Here is a 16,590-nt window from a genome sequence, read left to right on the forward strand (position 1 = left end):
CGAAAGGCGGCGCCCCCGGCGGCCGTTGCTGTCGGGGGCGCGCTGAAGTCAGGACCAATATCGCGGTGACGCATTACGCGTTCGGCGCGTCGTCCTCGCCGATGTGGTGGACCCGGACCATATTGGTGGTGCCCGCCATTCCGGGCGGCGAGCCGGCCGTGATGATGACGACGTCGCCCTTCTTGCAGCGGCCGATCCGCAGCAGCTCCTCGTCCACCTGCTGCACCATCTCGTCGGTGGTCTGCACCGTCGGGCCGAGGAAGGTCTCCACGCCCCAGGTCAGGTTCAGCTGCGAGCGGGTGGCCTGCTCGGGGGTGAAGGCCAGCACCGGGATCGGCGAGCGGTAGCGGGACAGCCGGCGGACGGTGTCGCCGGACTGGGTGAAGGCGACCAGGAAGCGGGCGCCGAGGAAGTCGCCCATCTCGGCGGCGGCCCTGGCCACCGCACCGCCCTGGGTACGCGGCTTGTTCTGGTCGGTGAGCGGCGGCAGCCCCGCGGTGAGCATGTCCTCCTCGGCGGCGGCCACGATCCGCGACATCGTCTTGACCGTCTCGATCGGGTACTTGCCGACGCTGGTCTCGCCGGACAGCATCACCGCGTCGGTGCCGTCCATCACCGCGTTGGCCACGTCGCTGGCCTCGGCGCGGGTCGGGCGGGAGTTGTCGATCATCGAGTCCAGCATCTGGGTGGCGACGATGACCGGCTTGGCGTTGCGCCGGGCGAGCGCCACGGCCCGCTTCTGCACCAGCGGCACCGCTTCGAGGGGCATCTCGACGCCGAGGTCGCCGCGGGCGACCATGATGCCGTCGAAGGCGTCGACGATCTCCTCCAGGTTGTCGACCGCCTGCGGCTTCTCGATCTTGGCGATCACCGGGACCCTGCGGTCCTCCTCGGCCATGATCCGCAGCACGTCCGCGACGTCCCGCCCCGAGCGGACGAAGGACAGCGCGATCACGTCGGCGCCGGTGCGCAGGCCCCAGCGCAGGTCGCGGATGTCCTTCTCGGACAGCGCGGGCACCGAGACCGCGACACCCGGCAGGTTGAGGCCCTTGTTGTCGGAGATCATGCCGCCCTCGATGCACATGGTGTGCACCCGCGGCCCCTCCACGTCGGTGACCTCCAGGGTGACCCGGCCGTCGTCGACCAGGATGCGCTCGCCGCGCGCCACGTCCGCGGGCAGGCCCTTGTACGTGGTGCCGCAGATCTGCTGGTCACCCTCGATGTCGTCGGCGGTGATGGTGAACTCGTCGCCGCGTTCAAGCAGTACCGGACCCTCTGCGAAACGTCCGAGCCTGATCTTCGGGCCCTGAAGGTCCACCAGGATGCCCACGCTGCGCCCGGTCTCGTCGGACGCCTTGCGCACCCGTCGGTAGCGGTCCTCGTGCTCGGCGTAGCTTCCGTGGCTCAGGTTCAGGCGTGCCACGTCCATCCCGGCCTCGACCAACGCCTTGATCTGGTCGTAGGAGTCGGTGGCGGGACCCAGGGTGCAGACAATTTTCGCTCGGCGCATGTGTCGAGCGTATGACTTACTCGTTGGTAGCCAGGACCACTGGAGGCAACTGACCAACGACGTCTGGATTAAAGGTTGTTGACAACTCTCGAAGTGTGCGGGCCATCGCTCGGATGAGCGTCGGGGCGGCGGTGCGGGCCGGTCGGGGGAGGGCCGCGCCGGCGGTCGTCAGCAGCCGTTAACCTGCGGGGTCTGTTGCCGGGGCACTCCCCTGGTCCAGAATCTACGCGCGTTGTGTCCTCAGCACGGCCGTGAACGTCAAGGAGACGAGATGCCGCTCAACCGCAGGGACTTCATCAACCGGTCGGCCGCCACCGGCGCCGGCGTGGCGCTGGCCGGCACCGCGGGCGCGGTCGCCGCGGCGGGCCCCGCGCAGGCCGCGGAGCAGGGCCAGGGCCACCAGCCGAAGACGTTCAGCCTGCGCGTGCTCGGCACCACCGACCTGCACGGGCACGCCCTGAACTGGGACTACTTCACCAACGCCGAGTACGACGACGCCGCCCACAACGACGTCGGCCTGGCCAAGGTCGCCACCCTGGTCGAGCAGGCCCGTACCGAGAAGGGCCACGACCGCACCCTGCTGATCGACGCGGGCGACATCATCCAGGGCACCCAGCTGTCGTACTACTACGCCCGGGTGGAGCCGATCACCGGCGCCCGGAGCGGCCCGCAGCACCCGATGGCGCTGGCCATGAACCACATGAAGTACGACGCGGCCGCGCTCGGCAACCACGAGTTCAACTACGGCATCCCGCTGCTGCGCGCCTTCCAGGACCAGTGCGACTTCCCGCTGCTGGCCGCCAACGCGGTGGACGCCACCACCCTCAAGCCCGCCTTCCCGCCCTACCTGGTCAAGGAGATCAAAGTGCACGGCGGCAAGCCGGTCAAGGTCGGCATCCTGGGCCTGACCAACCCCGGCATCGCGGTGTGGGACAAGGCCAACGTGCAGGGCAAGATGGCCTTCCCCGGCCTGGTCGAGCAGGCCAAGGTGTACGTCCCCAAGCTGCGCGCGCTCGGCTGCGACGTGGTGATCTGCACCGACCACTCGGGCCTGGACGGCAGCACCTCCTACGGCGACGCGGTGCCCTACCCGGAGAACGCCTCGTCGATGGTCGCCGCCCAGGTGCCCGGCATCGACGCGATCCTGGTCGGCCACACCCACGTCGAGCGCCCGCAGACCCTGGTCGTCAACGAGCAGACCGGCAAGACCGTGGTGCTCTCCGAACCGCTGTACTGGGGCATGCGGCTGTCGGTCTTCGACATCGACCTGACCTTCGACCGCGGCCGCTGGAACGTCTCCTCGGTCACCGCCGAGGTGCGCAACGCCAACACCGTCGCCGAGGACCCGCAGGTGGCCAAGCTGGTGCGGGACGAGCACCAGAAGGTCGTGGACTACGTCAACCAGATCGTCGGCACCTGCACGGCCGCCATGTCGGCGGCGCAGTCCACGTACAAGGACACGCCGATCATCGACTTCCTCAACCTGGTGCAGTCCGACACCGTCAAGGCGGCGCTGGCCGGCACCTCGTACGCCTCGCTGCCGGTGCTCTCCGAGGCGTCGCCCTTCTCGCGGACCGCCGCGATCCCCGCCGGGCAGGTCTCGCTGCGCGACGTGGCCGGCCTGTACGTCTACGAGAACACCCTGGACGCCAAGATCCTCACCGGCGCCCAGGTCAAGGACTACCTGGAGTGGTCGGCGCGGTACTTCGTGCAGACCGCCCCCGACGCCCCGGTCGACGTCACCAAGCTCACCAACGCCGGCAACACCCCCGACTACAGCTACGACGTCCTCAGCGGGGTGTCGTACGACATCGACATCGCGCAGCCGGCCGGCTCGCGGATCGTGAACCTCACCTACGGCGGGGCGCCGATCGACCCGGCCGCGCAGTTCGTGCTCGCGGTGAACAACTACCGCTCCAGCGGCGGCAGCAACTACCCGCACGTGGCGGCGGCGCAGTCGGTGTGGTCCAACTCCGGCGAGATCCGCAACACGATCATCGCGTGGGTGCAGGCGCACGGCACGATCGACCCGGCGACGTTCGGCACCGACCAGTGGCGGCTCACCCGCGCCGGAGTGCCGCTGTTCTCGTAGGCACGTCGCAGGCGGCCGCGCCGTCGAGTCCGAAGGTGGTGAAGGCGGTCCTGGCCGGCAGCGGGTAGTGCTCCGCGCCGGTCAGCAGCCCCGTCAGGTCGTTGAGGATCACCGCGGACCGCCAGGCGGCCAGTCCCAGGTCCGGGGCGCCGACGCCGTGCGTGTGGCGTTCGGCGTTCTGGACGTAGACCCGGCCGGTGACCCGCCGGTCCAGCTCCAGGCGGTGCCGCGCGTCGATCCGCGGCCGGCCCGCGGCATCCCGCAGCACGTGGGGGTGCAGCGGGCCGAGGAGCTGGTCGAGCGGGCGCTCGCGGTACCCGGTGGCGAGCACCACCGCGCTGGTCACCAGGCGGGTGCGGGTGCCCTGGTCGGCGTGCTCCAGGTGCAGTTCGATGCCGGTGGTGCCGATCCGGCCGGCGGTGCGCACGGCCACCCCTGGCGTCAGCACCGCGTCCGGCCAGCCGCCGTCCAGGGTGCGGCGGTACAGCTCGTCGTGGATCGCGGTGATGGTCTCGGTGTCGATGCCCTTGTGCAGCTGCCACTGCTGCGGCACCAGCCGGTCGCGCACCGGCTCCGGCAGCCCGTGGAAGTAGCGGGTGTAGTCGGGCGTGAAGTGCTCCAGGCCGAGCCGGCTGTACTCCATCGGCGCGAAGGCCGGGGTCCGCGCCAGCCAGGTGATCGCCTCCCGGCCCGCGGGCCTGGACCGCAGCAGGTCGAGGAAGACCTCGGCGCCCGACTGCCCCGAGCCGATCACCGTGATGTGCTCGGCGGCCAGCAGCCGCTCCCGCTGCGGCAGGTAGTCCGCGGAGTGCACCACGGGTACGGTCGGCGTCTCGGCGAGCGGCCGCAGCGGCTCGGGTACGTAGGGCGCCGTGCCGATGCCCAGTACCAGGTGCCTGGCGTACGTACGGCCCAGGGCCTCGGCCTCGCCGTGCACGTCGAGCTGGGTGTGGTCGACCTCGAAGTGGCCGCGCCCGGCGTCCCAGCGGACGGTGTCGACCTGCCGGCCGAAGTGCGTGGACGGCAGCGCGTCCGCGACCCACCGGCAGTAGGCGTCGTACTCGGCCCGGTGCACGTGGAAGCGCTCGGCGAAGTAGAACGGGAACAGCCGATCGCGGGCCTTGAGGAAGTTCAGGAACGACCAGCGGCTCGCCGGGTCGGCGAGGGTCACCAGGTCGGCGAGGAAGGGCACCTGCAAGGTGGCGCCGTCGACCAGCAGCCCGGGGTGCCAGTGGAAGTCCTGCCGCTGGTCGTAGAAGGCCGTGGTCAGGCCGGGTACGGCGTCGGCGAGTGCGGCGAGCGACAGGTTGAACGGGCCGACGCCGACGCCCAGCAGGTCGAACGGCTCCTGCTGCTGGTCCTGCTGCGGTGCGGCTTCCGGTTCCTCCGCCGGCGGGTCCTCCGGTGCGGTCGAGGCGTTCATCGGTGCTGAACCTTCCTTCTCTGGTACGGCGCCGGTCCGGTCACGGCGCCCCCTGGGTCTGCCTGGCCTGCGCGTCGGCCACCAGCCTGAGCAGGGCGTCGAGGTCCTGCGGGCGGATGTGCGGGTTGAGCAGGGTCGCCTTCAGCCACAGCCGGCCGTCCGCCGCCGCGCGGCCGAGCACCGCCCGCCCCTCGTACATCAGCTCCCGCCGCAGCGCCGCCACCTGCTCGTCGTCGGCGCCCGCGGGGCGGAAGAGCACCGTGCTGATCACCGGCGGCGCGTGCAGGTCGAGCGCAGGGTGCCGGTCGACCGCGGCGGCCAGCTGCCGCGCGTGCCCGCACACCGCGTCCACCAGGGCGCCGAGGCCCTCGCGGCCCAGCGCCCGCAAGGTGACGGCGATCTTCAGCACGTCGGGGCGGCGGGTCGTGCGCAGCGAGCGGCCCAGCAGGTCGGGCAGCCCGGCCTCGGTGTCGTCGGTGGCGTTGAGGTAGTCCGCCTGGTGGCCGAGCGGGCGCAGCGCGGTGCCGTCGGGTACGGCCAGCAGGCCGGCCGCGACCGGCTGCCAGCCGAGCTTGTGCAGGTCGAGGGTGACCGACACGGCCGACTGCAGCCCGTCGAGCTTGCCGGCCTCGTGCCGGCTGAACAGCAGCGGGCCGCCGTAGGCCGCGTCCACGTGCAGCTCGGCGCCGTGTTTCGCGGTGACCTGCGCGAGCTGCGGCAGCGGGTCGATCGCGCCGGTGTCCGTGGTGCCCGCGGTCGCCACGAGCAGGGCGCGGCCCGGGAGTTCGTCCAGGGCGGCGTCCACGTCGGCTGGGGCGAGCACGCCGGTGGGGGTGTCCACGACGACCGGCCGCGGCAGGCCGAGCAGCCAGGCGGCGCGCTGCACGCTGTGGTGGGCGTTCGCGCCGCACACCACCTGCACGCGCGGCCCGCCTGCCGCCCTCTCCCTGGCCAGCAGCAGGGCCAGCTGGTTGGACTCCGTCCCGCCGGTCGTCATCAGCGCGTCGGGCGCCGGCAGGTCCGGGTAGACCACCGCGGCCAGGGCGGCCGCGGTCCGCGTCTCGATCTCGGTCGCGGCGGGTGCCTGGTCCCACGAGTCCAGCGAGGGGTTGAGCGAGGCCGCGGCCAACTCCGCTGCCGCGGACAGGGCCAGCGGCGGGCAGTGCAGGTGGGCGGCGCAGTACGGGTCCGCCGGGTCGGCGGCCCCCCGCGCCATCTCCCGCACCAGCGTGTGCAGCGCCTCCTGGGCGCCGGTGCCGTGCGCCGGCAGGGGCCTGCCCAGGGCGCCGGCGACGCGTCTGGCGGTCTCCTTGGGACCGCCCGCCGGCAGCGGGCCGCCGCGGGCGGCCGTGCCCTCCTCCAGTGCGGTCAGCACCGTCTCGACCAGGGGCCGCAGTTCCGCCGGCCCTTGCCGGCCACCCGCCAGCCCGGGCATCTCCTTCAACGGTCCTCCCCGTATCGCTCCTCCCCCAGCACAACGACCCACTCCCCACGCCGGGCACGCACTTTCCCTGCGGGGTGCTCCGACGTTCCCGCCTGCGGCCCGGTGGGGGCTTGTCGCGCAGTTCCCCGCGCCCCTGGAAAAACGCCCGCCCTTCGCGGACGACGCGAGCCGCCCGCCAGGGGCAGGCGCAGCGCGCAGGGGGACGCGGGCCAGAAAGGGGCGCGGGGAACTGCGCGCTCAGCCCGGACGGCGGGAAAGAAGGCAACGCCACAGCAAGTGGCACCCCCAGGCGGCGCTGGGGGCGGAACTGCGCGCCCAGCCCCCACCCGGGGGGGGAGGTCCCGGGAAGGGAGGGCGGGGCAACCCCCGGGGGGAAAGCTCAGGTCGCGCGGATGCGGAGGGTGCGGGTCAGGTCGTCGAGGCAGTCGGCGAGGGTGCGGCGGAGAGCCGGGGTGACCGCCGGGTCGTCGAGGCATGCGCGCCCGACCCGCAGGGTGTCCGCCGAGACGGCCGTGTGCGGGAAGGCCCGGCGTCCGGCGAGCTTCGCGATGGCGGTGCCGCGCCGCGCGGCGAGCGGCACGACGTCGGCGAAGTACCGCGCCACGTACTCGGCGGTGAGCGCCTCGTGCTCGGGGTGCCAGAAACCCTCCGCGTTGGCCGAGACGAGGTAGTTCGACTGCGAGTCGTCGTGGAACATCGCCGCCCACGCCGCGGCCTTGGCCGCCGCGTCCGGCAGAGCCGCCCGGCACCTGGCCGCGCCCTCGCGGCCGACCGCGCTGGGATCGCGTTCCAGCTCCGCGTCGACGTCCGCGGCGGTCGCCGCGCCGAGCACCGCGAGCCGCAGCAGCATCCGCCAGCGCAGCTCGGGGTCCAGGGGCGAGCCCCCGGGGATCTCCCCCCGGTCGTACCAGTCGCGCAGCGCCACCGTGTCGTCGGCGTCGTACACCGCGCCGACCAGCGCCCGGGTGGCGCTGAGCCTGGTGCCGTCGAGGCCGGCGGCGAGCAGCCGGCGTGCGGTGTCCGCGAGGGTGCGCAGCGCCTGGGGGCGGAGCTCCGGGCCGAGGTACTGGTCGGCGACCTGCGTACGGCAGAAGGTGAGGACTGCGTCCACGATGCCGGGCTCGCTCTCGCCCGGCAGGTGCGCCGCCATCAGCGCCACGTACTCCTCGGGTGCGATGCCGCCGTCGCGTACCAGGTCGCGTGCCGCGTTCCAGACGACCGCGCGGCCCAGCGGGTCGGGCAGCCCGCCGAGGGCGTCGCGCACGGTGGCCCAGGACTGCGGGTCGAAGTGGACCTTGGCGAAGGTCAGGTCGCCGTCGTTGAGCAGGATCAGGTCGGGCCGCGGCCCGACCAGTTCGTGCTGCCCGACGACCGTGCCGGGGGCGAGGTCGACGGTGAGCCGGTCGCGCAGCACGAGGGTGCCCGGGTCGGCGGCGCCCCGGTCGTAGAGGCCGACCTCGATGCGGTGCGGGCGGTGCCCGCGGTGCCGGATCTCCAGCCGCCACCGGCCCTCGGGGGCGCCCGGCGCCACCTCGGGGGTGAGCGTGTCGAGGCCGGGGGTGCGCAGCCAGGCCGCGGCCCAGGCGGGGACGTCGCGGTCGGTGGCGGAGCCGAGGGAGTCCAGGAAGTCGGCGAGTGCGGCGTTGCCGAAGCGGTGCCGGGCGAAGTGCGTGTTGAGGCCTGCGGTGAAGGCCTTGGGGCCGAGCCAGGCGACGAGTTGGCGCAGCGCGGAGGCGCCCTTGGCGTAGGAGATGCCGTCGAAGTTGTTCATCGCGGACGCGGTGTCCGGCACGGCCTCCGGGTCGGGGGCGACGGGGTGGGTGGAGGGCCGCTGGTCGGCGTCGTAGCCCCACGCCTTGCGGGCGACCGCGAAGTCCGTCCACGTGCCGGTGAACTCGGTGGCCTCGCTGAGCACCTGGAAGCCCATGTACTCGGCGAAGGACTCGTTCAGCCAGATGTCGTCCCACCAGCGCAGGGTGACGAGGTTGCCGAACCACATGTGGGCCATCTCGTGCGCGATGACGACCGCGCGGAACTGCGCCTCGGCCGGTGTGACGGCCGACCGGTACACGAAGTCGTCCCGGAAGGTGACCAGGCCGGGGTTCTCCATCGCGCCGGCGTTGAACTCGGGGACGAAGCACTGGTCGTAGGAGTCGTACGGGTACGGCTCGTCGAACAGCTCGTGGTAGCGGTCGAAGCAGCGCCGGGTGATGTCGAGGAGGGCTGCGGCGTCGCGGTCGAGGTGTTCGGCCAGCGAGCGGCGGCAGTGCAGGCCGAAGGGCAGCCCGGCGTGCTCGGTGCGCACCGAGTGCCAGGGTCCCGCGGCGACGGCGACGAAGTAGGTGGCCAGCGGCGGGGTGGTGGCGAGCCGCCAGCGGCCCGGCGCGGTCCTGGTGGCGATGCCGTTGCCGAACACGGTCCACGCCTCGGGTGCGCTGACGGTGACGTCGAAGACGGCCTTGAGGTCGGGCTGGTCGAAGGACGCGATGACGCGCTGGGCGTCGTTCATGAACTTCTGCGTGTAGAGGTAGGTCTCACCGTCCTCGGGGTCGGTGAAGCGGTGCATGCCCTCACCGGTGTGCGAGTACGGCATGTCGGCCTCGACCCGCAGCTCGTGCTCGCCCGCGGCCAGGCCGGCCAGCGGCAGCCGGTTGTCCAGTAGCAGGCCGGGGTCGAGGTCGCGGCCGTCGAGGACGGCGCGGTGCAGGGTGGCCGGGCGGATCTCGGCGAACGTGTCGCAGTCGCGTTCGGCGCGGAACCGGATCACGGTCGCCGAGCCGAACACCTCGTCGCCTCCGGTGAGGTCGAGGTCGATCGCGTAGTGGTGGACGGTCAGGTCGCGGGCACGGGTCTCAGCCTCGGCATGGGTCAGAACAGGCATGCGGCACATGCTGCCGTAAGCCGTGCTGCCCGGGACAGGCGTGTACGGCGACGCGTACGCTCGTGGAGTACGGGGAGGTGGTCATGACCGGGTACGCGGAGCCGGGGGCGTCGACCGCGGGAGGCGGGGCCATCGTGCACGGCTTTCCGCACCTGGACACCGTACGGGCGGCGCTGACCGCGCTGTACCGGCGGATCTCCGCTGACGGGGTGCAGCGCTTCCCCAGCAGCGTGCTCCCTGATCTGGTGGACTTCCCCGCCGACGAGGACCTGTATCTGGGTGCGCAGCGGGTGGCCCGGGTGATGGTGCAGCACTTCCGGCTGCCGGACGCCCGGATGGTGGTCGGCTTCCGCGACATGGTCCACGCGGGGAACGTCGAACTGGCCGCGGGTCCCGAGTACTTCATCGAGCTGCACTCGCGTTTCAGGTCCGACCGGCGTGACGTCGGGGCGGCGCTGGCGCACGAGGTGATGCACGTCTACCTGCATCGGCTCGGCCTGGAGTTCCCCGGCACCCGCGACAACGAGATCCTCACCGACACGGTGACGACGTACCTGGGTGCGGGCTGGCTGCTGCTGGACGCGTACCGCGAGGAGGCCGCGATCCGCGGCGAGCGGCTGATGATGTCGGCGTACAAGCTGGGCTATCTCACGCCCGAGGAGTTCGGCTACGTCCTGGCCAAGCGGGCGGCCGCCTTCGGTGAGGACATCGAGCCGTGGTTCCACTCCGCGCAGGCCCGCGACGCGTACCGTGCGGGCCTCGCCCGCGCCCAGCAGGACCTGCGGCGGGCGCCGCTGGCCGGTGCGGGCTGGGCGGCCCGCCGCCGCTACGCCAAGGACCGCAGGGCGCTGGCGGCGGGACCGGACTACTCCTTCGAGGGCGGCGCCCCGACGGTGCGGGTCGCCTTCCCCTGCCCCACCTGCTTCCAGCGCATCCGGCTCCCCTGCCGCGGGCGGCTGCGGGCGCGTTGCGCGCTGTGCCACACGGAGCTGGACGTCGACACGTGAGGTCCGCGCCCGGCGTGCCGTCGCAAGGGAGAAGAGGCGCGAGGGGAAAGGCGCGAGGGAAAGGAACAGCGCCCGCCTTCTTGGTCGGGGAGGCGGGCGCTGCAGGCGTTCCGCACACCGTTGTGCGGGACATTCGGGGGCCGTCAGACGGTCAGCGGCCTGTCGGTGGGGCGGATGGGCGCCGGCAGGGCGGACGGCAGGCCCGTCAGGTACGCGTCGACGGCCTTGGCCGCCGAGCGGCCCTCGGCGATGGCCCACACGATGAGCGACTGGCCGCGGCCCGCGTCGCCGGCGACGAAGACGCCGTCGACGTTGGTGGCGTAGGAGCCGTCCCTGGCGATGTTGCCGCGGGCGTCCAGCTCCAGGCCGAGCTGCTCGACCATGCCGTTGGACTGGTCGGTGCCGGTGAAGCCCATGGCGAGGGTGACCAGGTCGGCCGGGATGACCTTCTCGGTGCCCTCCTGCGGGACGAACCGGCCGTCCTGGAAGACGACCTCGACCAGGTGCAGCTCGCGCACGTGCCCGTCCGCGTCGCCGGTGAACTTCACGGTGTTGACGGCGTAGACCCGCTCGCCGCCCTCCTCGTGGGCCGAGGTGACCTTGTAGACCGCCGGCATCGTCGGCCAGGGCTGGCCGGCCGGGCGCTCGTCCGCGGGCCGCGGCATGATCTCCAGCTGCGTCACCGACAGTGCGCCCTGGCGGTGGGCGGTGCCCACGCAGTCCGCGCCGGTGTCGCCGCCGCCGATGACGACGACGTGCTTGCCCTCCGCGGTGATGGGGGGCGCCACGTAGTCGCCCTCCTGCACCTTGTTGGCCAGCGGCAGGTACTCCATCGCGAAGTGGATGCCGGTCAGCTCCCGGCCGGGGGCCGGCAGGTCGCGGGAGACGGTCGCACCGGCGGCGATGACGACGGCGTCGTAGCGCTTGGCGAGCTTGCCGGCGTCCAGGTCGGTGCCGATCTGCACACCGGTGCGGAACTTGGTGCCCTCCGCGCGCATCTGCTCGATGCGCCGGTTGATGTGCCGCTTCTCCATCTTGAACTCGGGGATGCCGTAGCGCAGCAGCCCGCCGATCCGGTCGGCGCGCTCGTAGACCGCGACGGTGTGGCCGGCCCGGGTGAGCTGCTGGGCGGCGGCCAGGCCCGCGGGGCCCGAGCCGATGACGGCGACGGTCTTGCCGGACAGCCGGTCGGGCGGCTGCGGGGTCACGTCACCGGAGTCCCACGCCTTGTCGATGATGGTGACCTCGACGTTCTTGATGGTCACCGCCGGCTGGTTGATGCCCAGCACGCACGCGGTCTCGCAGGGCGCCGGGCACAGCCGCCCGGTGAACTCCGGGAAGTTGTTGGTGGCGTGCAGCCGCTCGGAGGCGGCCTGCCAGTCCTCGCGGTAGGCGTAGTCGTTCCACTCGGGGATCAGGTTCCCCAGCGGACAGCCGTTGTGGCAGAACGGGATCCCGCAGTCCATGCAGCGGCCGGCCTGCTTGCTGATGATGGGCAGCAGCCCGCCGGGGACGTAGACCTCGTTCCAGTCCTGCTTGCGCTCCTCGACCGGGCGCGTCGGAGCGGTCTCGCGGCCGGTGGTGAGGAAGCCCTTGGGGTCAGCCATTTGCCGCCTCCATCATCTTCGCGGTGGTCTCGGACTCGGAGAGTCCGGCCTGCTCGGCGGCGTTCTTGGCGGCGAGCACTGCCTTGTAGTCCCTCGGCATGACCTTGCCGAAGCGGGTGAGGGCGGCGCCCCAGTCGGCGAGCAGCCGCTCGGCGACGGTGGAGCCGGTCTCCTCGGCGTGGCGGCGCACCACATCGTGCAGCCACGTGATGTCGTCGGCGTCCAGCGCCTCGACCTCGACCATGCCGGGGTTGACGGCGGCCGGGTCCAGGTCGAGGACGTAGGCGATGCCGCCGGACATGCCGGCCGCGAAGTTGCGCCCGGTGGTGCCGAGGACGACGGCCCGGCCGCCGGTCATGTACTCGCAGCCGTGGTCGCCGACGCCTTCGGAGACGACGGTGGCGCCGGAGTTGCGGACGCAGAAGCGCTCGCCGGTCCTGCCGCGCAGGAACAGCTCGCCGCCGGTGGCGCCGTAGGCGATGGTGTTGCCGGCGATGGTGGACTCCTCGGCGAGGTGGTCCGCGCCGCGGTCCGGGCGGACGATCACCCGGCCGCCGGACAGGCCCTTGCCGACGTAGTCGTTGGCGTCGCCTTCGAGCCGCAGGGTGACGCCCCTGGGCAGGAACGCGCCGAAGGACTGGCCCGCGGAGCCGGTGAAGGTGATGTCGATGGTGCCCTCGGGCAGGCCCGCGCCACCGTACTTCTTGGTCACCTCGTGGCCGAGCATGGTGCCGACCGTGCGGTTGACGTTGCGGATCGGCACCTGGGCGCGGACCGGGGCGCCGGTGTCCAGGGCGTCGGCGGCGAGCCTGATCAGCTCGTTGTCCAGCGCCTTGGCCAGGCCGTGGTCCTGCTCGGTGGTGCGGTGCAGTGCGGCGCCCTCGGGCAGCGCGGGGACGTGCAGCAGCGGGGCCAGGTCAAGGCCCTGCGCCTTCCAGTGGTCCACGGCGCGGCCGGCGTCGATCAGCTCGGCGTGGCCGACGGCCTCCTCGATGCTGCGGAAGCCCAGCTCGGCCAGGATCTCCCTGACCTCCTCGGCGATGAACTCGAAGAAGTTCACCACGAACTCGGGCTTGCCGGAGAAGCGCTCGCGCAGCACCGGGTTCTGGGTGGCGACGCCGACCGGACAGGTGTCCAGGTGGCAGACCCGCATCATGACGCAGCCGGAGACCACCAGCGGTGCGGTGGCGAAGCCGAACTCCTCGGCGCCGAGCAGCGCGGCGATGACCACGTCGCGGCCGGTCTTGAGCTGGCCGTCGGTCTGCACGACGATACGGTCGCGCAGCCCGTTGAGCAGCAGCGTCTGCTGCGTCTCGGCCAGGCCCAGCTCCCAGGGGCCGCCGGCGTGCTTGAGCGAGGTCAGCGGGGAGGCGCCGGTGCCGCCGTCGTGTCCCGAGATCAGGACGACGTCGGCGTGCGCCTTGCTGACGCCCGCGGCGACCGTGCCGACACCGACCTCGGAGACCAGCTTGACGTGGACCCGCGCCTTGGGGTTGGCGTTCTTCAGGTCGTGGATCAGCTGGGCGAGGTCCTCGATGGAGTAGATGTCGTGGTGCGGCGGCGGGGAGATCAGGCCGACGCCCGCGGTGGAGTGCCGGGTGCCGGCGATCCACGGGTAGACCTTGTGGCCGGGCAGCTGGCCGCCCTCGCCGGGCTTGGCGCCCTGGGCCATCTTGATCTGGATGTCGTCGGCGTTGACCAGGTACTCCGAGGTCACGCCGAAGCGGCCGGAGGCGACCTGCTTGATGGCGCTGCGCCGGGCGGGGTCGTAGAGCCGCTCGGGGTCCTCGCCGCCCTCGCCGGTGTTGGACTTGCCGCCGAGCTGGTTCATGGCGATGGCGAGCGTCTCGTGCGCCTCGCGGGAGATCGAGCCGTACGACATGGCGCCGGTGGAGAACCGCCGGACGATCTCGGAGACCGGCTCGACCTCGTCGATCGCGATGGGCTCGCGCTCGGACTTCAGGCCGAACAGGCCGCGCAGCGTCATCAGCCGCTCGGACTGCTCGTTCACCCGCTCGGTGTACTGCTTGAAGATGTCGTAGCGGCGGGTCCTGGTGGCGTGCTGGAGCCGGAAGACGGTGTCCGGGTCGAACAGGTGCGGTTCGCCCTCGCGGCGCCACTGGTACTCGCCGCCGATCTCCAGCCGGCGGTGCGCGGCCTGGATGCCGGAGACCGGGTAGGCCTTGGCGTGCCGGGCGGCGACCTCGGCGGCGATGACGTCGATGCCCGCCCCGCCGATCTTGGTGTCGGTGAGGTGGAAGTAGGTGTCCACGAAGTCGGCGTCCAGGCCGATGGCCTCGAAGACCTGGGCACCGCGGTAGGAGGCCACGGTGGAGATGCCCATCTTGGACATGACCTTGAGCACGCCCTTGCCGAGCGCCTTGATCAGGTTGCGCAGCGCCGCCTCGGGCTCGATGCCGCCCAGGAAGGTGCCGGCCGCGACCAGGTCCTCGACGGACTCCATGGCCAGGTAGGGGTTGACGGCGGCGGCACCGTAGCCGATCAGCAGCGCCACGTGGTGGACCTCGCGGACGTCGCCGGCCTCGACCAGCAGCCCCACCTGGGTGCGCTGCTTGGTGCGGATCAGGTGGTGGTGCACGGCGGAGGTGAGCAGCAGCGAGGGGATCGGGGCGTGCTCGGCGTCGGAGTGCCGGTCGGACAGCACGATCAGCCGGGCGCCGTCCTCTATGGCGGCGTCGGCCTCCGCGCAGATCTCGGCGAGCCGGGCGGCCAGCGCCTCGCCGCCGCCGGTGACCCGGTACAGGCCCGACAGGGTGGCGGCCTTCAGGCCCGGCATGTCGCCGTCGGCGTTGACGTGGATGAGCTTGGCCAGCTCGTCGTTGTCGATCACCGGGAAGGGCAGGGTGAGGTTGCGGCAGGACGCCGGGCTGGGCTCCAGCAGGTTGCCCGAGGGGCCGATGGTGGAGATCAGCGAGGTGACCAGCTCTTCGCGGATCGCGTCCAGCGGCGGGTTGGTGACCTGCGCGAACAGCTGGGTGAAGTAGTCGAACAGCAGCCGGGGGCGGTCGGACAGCGCGGCGATCGGCGAGTCGGTGCCCATCGAGCCGAGCGGTTCGCCGCCGGTCCTGGCCATCGGCGCGAGGAGGACCCGCAGCTCCTCCTCGGTGTAGCCGAAGGTCTGCTGGCGCCGGGTGACCGAGGCGTGGGTGTGCACGATGTGCTCGCGCTCGGGCAGGTCGGCGAGGTCGATCAGACCGGCGTCGAGCCAGTCGGAGTACGGGTTCTCGGCCGCGATCGCGGCCTTGATCTCGTCGTCCTCGACGATCCGGTGCGAGACGGTGTCGACCAGGAACATCCGGCCGGGCTGCAGCCGGCCCTTGCGGACCACCTTCTCCGGGGCGATGTCCAGCACGCCGGACTCGGAGGCCAGCACGACCAGGCCGTCGTCGGTGACCCAGTAGCGGCCGGGGCGCAGGCCGTTGCGGTCCAGGACCGCGCCGACGACCGAGCCGTCGGAGAAGGTGACGCAGGCCGGGCCGTCCCAGGGCTCCATCAGCGTGGAGTGGTACTGGTAGAACGCCCGCCGCGCGGGGTCCATGGAGTCGTGGTTCTCCCACGCCTCGGGGATCATCATCAGCACGCTGTGCGGCAGCGAGCGCCCGCCCAGGTGGAGCAGTTCGAGGACCTCGTCGAAGGACGCGGTGTCGGACGCCTCGGGGGTGCAGACCGGGAAGATCCGCTCGATGTCGCCGGTGAACAGGTCGCTGGCCAGCTGCGACTCCCGGGCGCGCATCCAGTTGCGGTTGCCCTTGACCGTGTTGATCTCGCCGTTGTGCGCGACGAAGCGGTACGGGTGGGCGAGCGGCCAGCTCGGGAAGGTGTTGGTCGAGAAGCGCGAGTGCACCAGCGCGATGGCGGTGGCGAAGCGGCGGTCCGACAGGTCGGGGAAGAACGGCTCCAGCTGCCCGGTGGTGAGCATGCCCTTGTAGACCAGGGTGCGGGCGGACAGCGAGGGGAAGTAGACGTCGGCCTCGCGCTCGGCGCGCTTGCGCAGCACGAAGGCGGGCCGGTCGAGCTCGATGCCGGCCAGCTCGCCGTTGGTGTCGGCGACGAAGAGCTGGGAGAAGTACGGCATGGTCGAGCGGGCGGTGGTGCCGAGCATCTCGGGGGCCACCGGGACCTCGCGCCAGCCCAGGACCGTCAGGCCCTCCTCGCCGGCGATCCGCTCGATGGCGTCGACGGCCTTGGTGCGGTCCTCGTTCTCGACGGGCAGGAAGGCCACGCCGACGGCGTAGTGACCGGCGGCGGGCAGCTCGAAGCCGGCGGCTTCGCGCAGGAACGCGTCAGGGACCTGGAGCAGGATGCCCGCGCCGTCGCCCGAGTCGGGTTCGGCGCCGGTGGCTCCGCGGTGTTCCAGGTTGCGCAGGACGGTGAGCGCCTGCTCCACGAGATCATGGCTCGCCTCGCCGGTGAGGGTGGCCACAAAGCCGACACCGCAGGCGTCGTGCTCGTTGCGGGGGTCGTACATCCCCTGCGGGGCGGGGCGCCCGTCCATGAACGCGGAACGCGAACGCATGGCTCTCCCGTCGTCGTCATTGGCTTGTATGCATTGCCTGTATTTCCAGGCATGCGCAACAGGGACGACGTTGGCCCTCTGCGATTTCG

The 16,590-nt window shown here is 72.1% G+C and carries 8 protein-coding genes; 2 read left to right on the forward strand and 6 right to left on the reverse strand.

Features of this window, described 5'->3' with window-relative positions; translation table 11 throughout:
* Positions 1-73: 73 nt before the first annotated feature.
* Positions 74-1,510 (reverse strand): pyruvate kinase, encoded by a 1,437-nt coding sequence (gene pyk / locus NFU81_RS21630; protein ID WP_251492383.1) that lies wholly within the window; start codon positions 1,508-1,510, stop codon positions 74-76.
* Positions 1,511-1,781: 271 nt separating this feature from the next.
* Here pyk and NFU81_RS21635 point away from each other — a divergent pair, with 271 nt between their 5' ends.
* Complete coding sequence (locus tag NFU81_RS21635) at positions 1,782-3,602, forward strand: bifunctional metallophosphatase/5'-nucleotidase (protein ID WP_251492385.1); 1,821 nt, start codon at positions 1,782-1,784, stop codon at positions 3,600-3,602.
* Here NFU81_RS21635 and NFU81_RS21640 read toward each other — a convergent pair.
* From NFU81_RS21640 to pepN, 3 genes are all read right to left on the reverse strand, one after another.
* Complete coding sequence (locus NFU81_RS21640; protein WP_251492387.1) at positions 3,571-5,025, reverse strand: lysine N(6)-hydroxylase/L-ornithine N(5)-oxygenase family protein; 1,455 nt, start codon at positions 5,023-5,025, stop codon at positions 3,571-3,573. The genes NFU81_RS21635 and NFU81_RS21640 overlap by 32 nt on opposite strands.
* Positions 5,026-5,065: 40 nt before the next feature.
* Positions 5,066-6,460: a pyridoxal phosphate-dependent decarboxylase family protein gene (locus NFU81_RS21645; RefSeq protein WP_251492498.1), complete on the reverse strand. Its 1,395-nt coding sequence runs from the start codon at positions 6,458-6,460 to the stop codon at positions 5,066-5,068.
* Positions 6,461-6,848: 388 nt separating this feature from the next.
* Entirely contained in the window at positions 6,849-9,359 is a 2,511-nt protein-coding gene (pepN, locus tag NFU81_RS21650; protein WP_251492389.1) for an aminopeptidase N, read from the reverse strand.
* A gap of 74 nt (positions 9,360-9,433) precedes the next feature.
* Here pepN and NFU81_RS21655 point away from each other — a divergent pair, with 74 nt between their 5' ends.
* Positions 9,434-10,357, forward strand: coding sequence for a hypothetical protein (locus tag NFU81_RS21655; RefSeq protein ID WP_251492391.1), 924 nt, complete (start codon positions 9,434-9,436; stop codon positions 10,355-10,357).
* A gap of 143 nt (positions 10,358-10,500) precedes the next feature.
* Here NFU81_RS21655 and NFU81_RS21660 read toward each other — a convergent pair whose 3' ends face one another.
* Positions 10,501-11,964, reverse strand: a complete 1,464-nt coding sequence (locus tag NFU81_RS21660) for a glutamate synthase subunit beta (RefSeq protein ID WP_251492393.1) — start codon at positions 11,962-11,964, stop codon at positions 10,501-10,503.
* Entirely contained in the window at positions 11,957-16,501 is a 4,545-nt protein-coding gene (gltB, locus tag NFU81_RS21665) for a glutamate synthase large subunit (protein ID WP_251492395.1), read from the reverse strand. Before gltB ends, NFU81_RS21660 begins: the two co-directional genes overlap by 8 nt.
* Positions 16,502-16,590: the final 89 nt, after the last annotated feature.

This window comes from Actinacidiphila cocklensis (genome assembly GCF_907177275.1).
GTDB classification, from domain to species: domain Bacteria; phylum Actinomycetota; class Actinomycetes; order Streptomycetales; family Streptomycetaceae; genus Actinacidiphila; species Actinacidiphila cocklensis.

What these genes read in the sequence shown, in the direction of transcription:
- NFU81_RS21660 (WP_251492393.1), bottom strand. Translation starts at nt 11,964, where the DNA reads ATGGCTGACCCCAAGGGCTTCCTCACCACCGGCCGCGAGACCGCTCCG.
- NFU81_RS21645 (WP_251492498.1), bottom strand. Translation starts at nt 6,460, where the DNA reads ATGCCCGGGCTGGCGGGTGGCCGGCAAGGGCCGGCGGAACTGCGGCCC.
- pepN (WP_251492389.1), bottom strand. Translation starts at nt 9,359, where the DNA reads ATGTGCCGCATGCCTGTTCTGACCCATGCCGAGGCTGAGACCCGTGCC.
- NFU81_RS21655 (WP_251492391.1), top strand. Translation starts at nt 9,434, where the DNA reads ATGACCGGGTACGCGGAGCCGGGGGCGTCGACCGCGGGAGGCGGGGCC.
- NFU81_RS21635 (WP_251492385.1), top strand. Translation starts at nt 1,782, where the DNA reads ATGCCGCTCAACCGCAGGGACTTCATCAACCGGTCGGCCGCCACCGGC.
- pyk (WP_251492383.1), bottom strand. Translation starts at nt 1,510, where the DNA reads ATGCGCCGAGCGAAAATTGTCTGCACCCTGGGTCCCGCCACCGACTCC.
- NFU81_RS21640 (WP_251492387.1), bottom strand. Translation starts at nt 5,025, where the DNA reads ATGAACGCCTCGACCGCACCGGAGGACCCGCCGGCGGAGGAACCGGAA.
- gltB (WP_251492395.1), bottom strand. Translation starts at nt 16,501, where the DNA reads ATGCGTTCGCGTTCCGCGTTCATGGACGGGCGCCCCGCCCCGCAGGGG.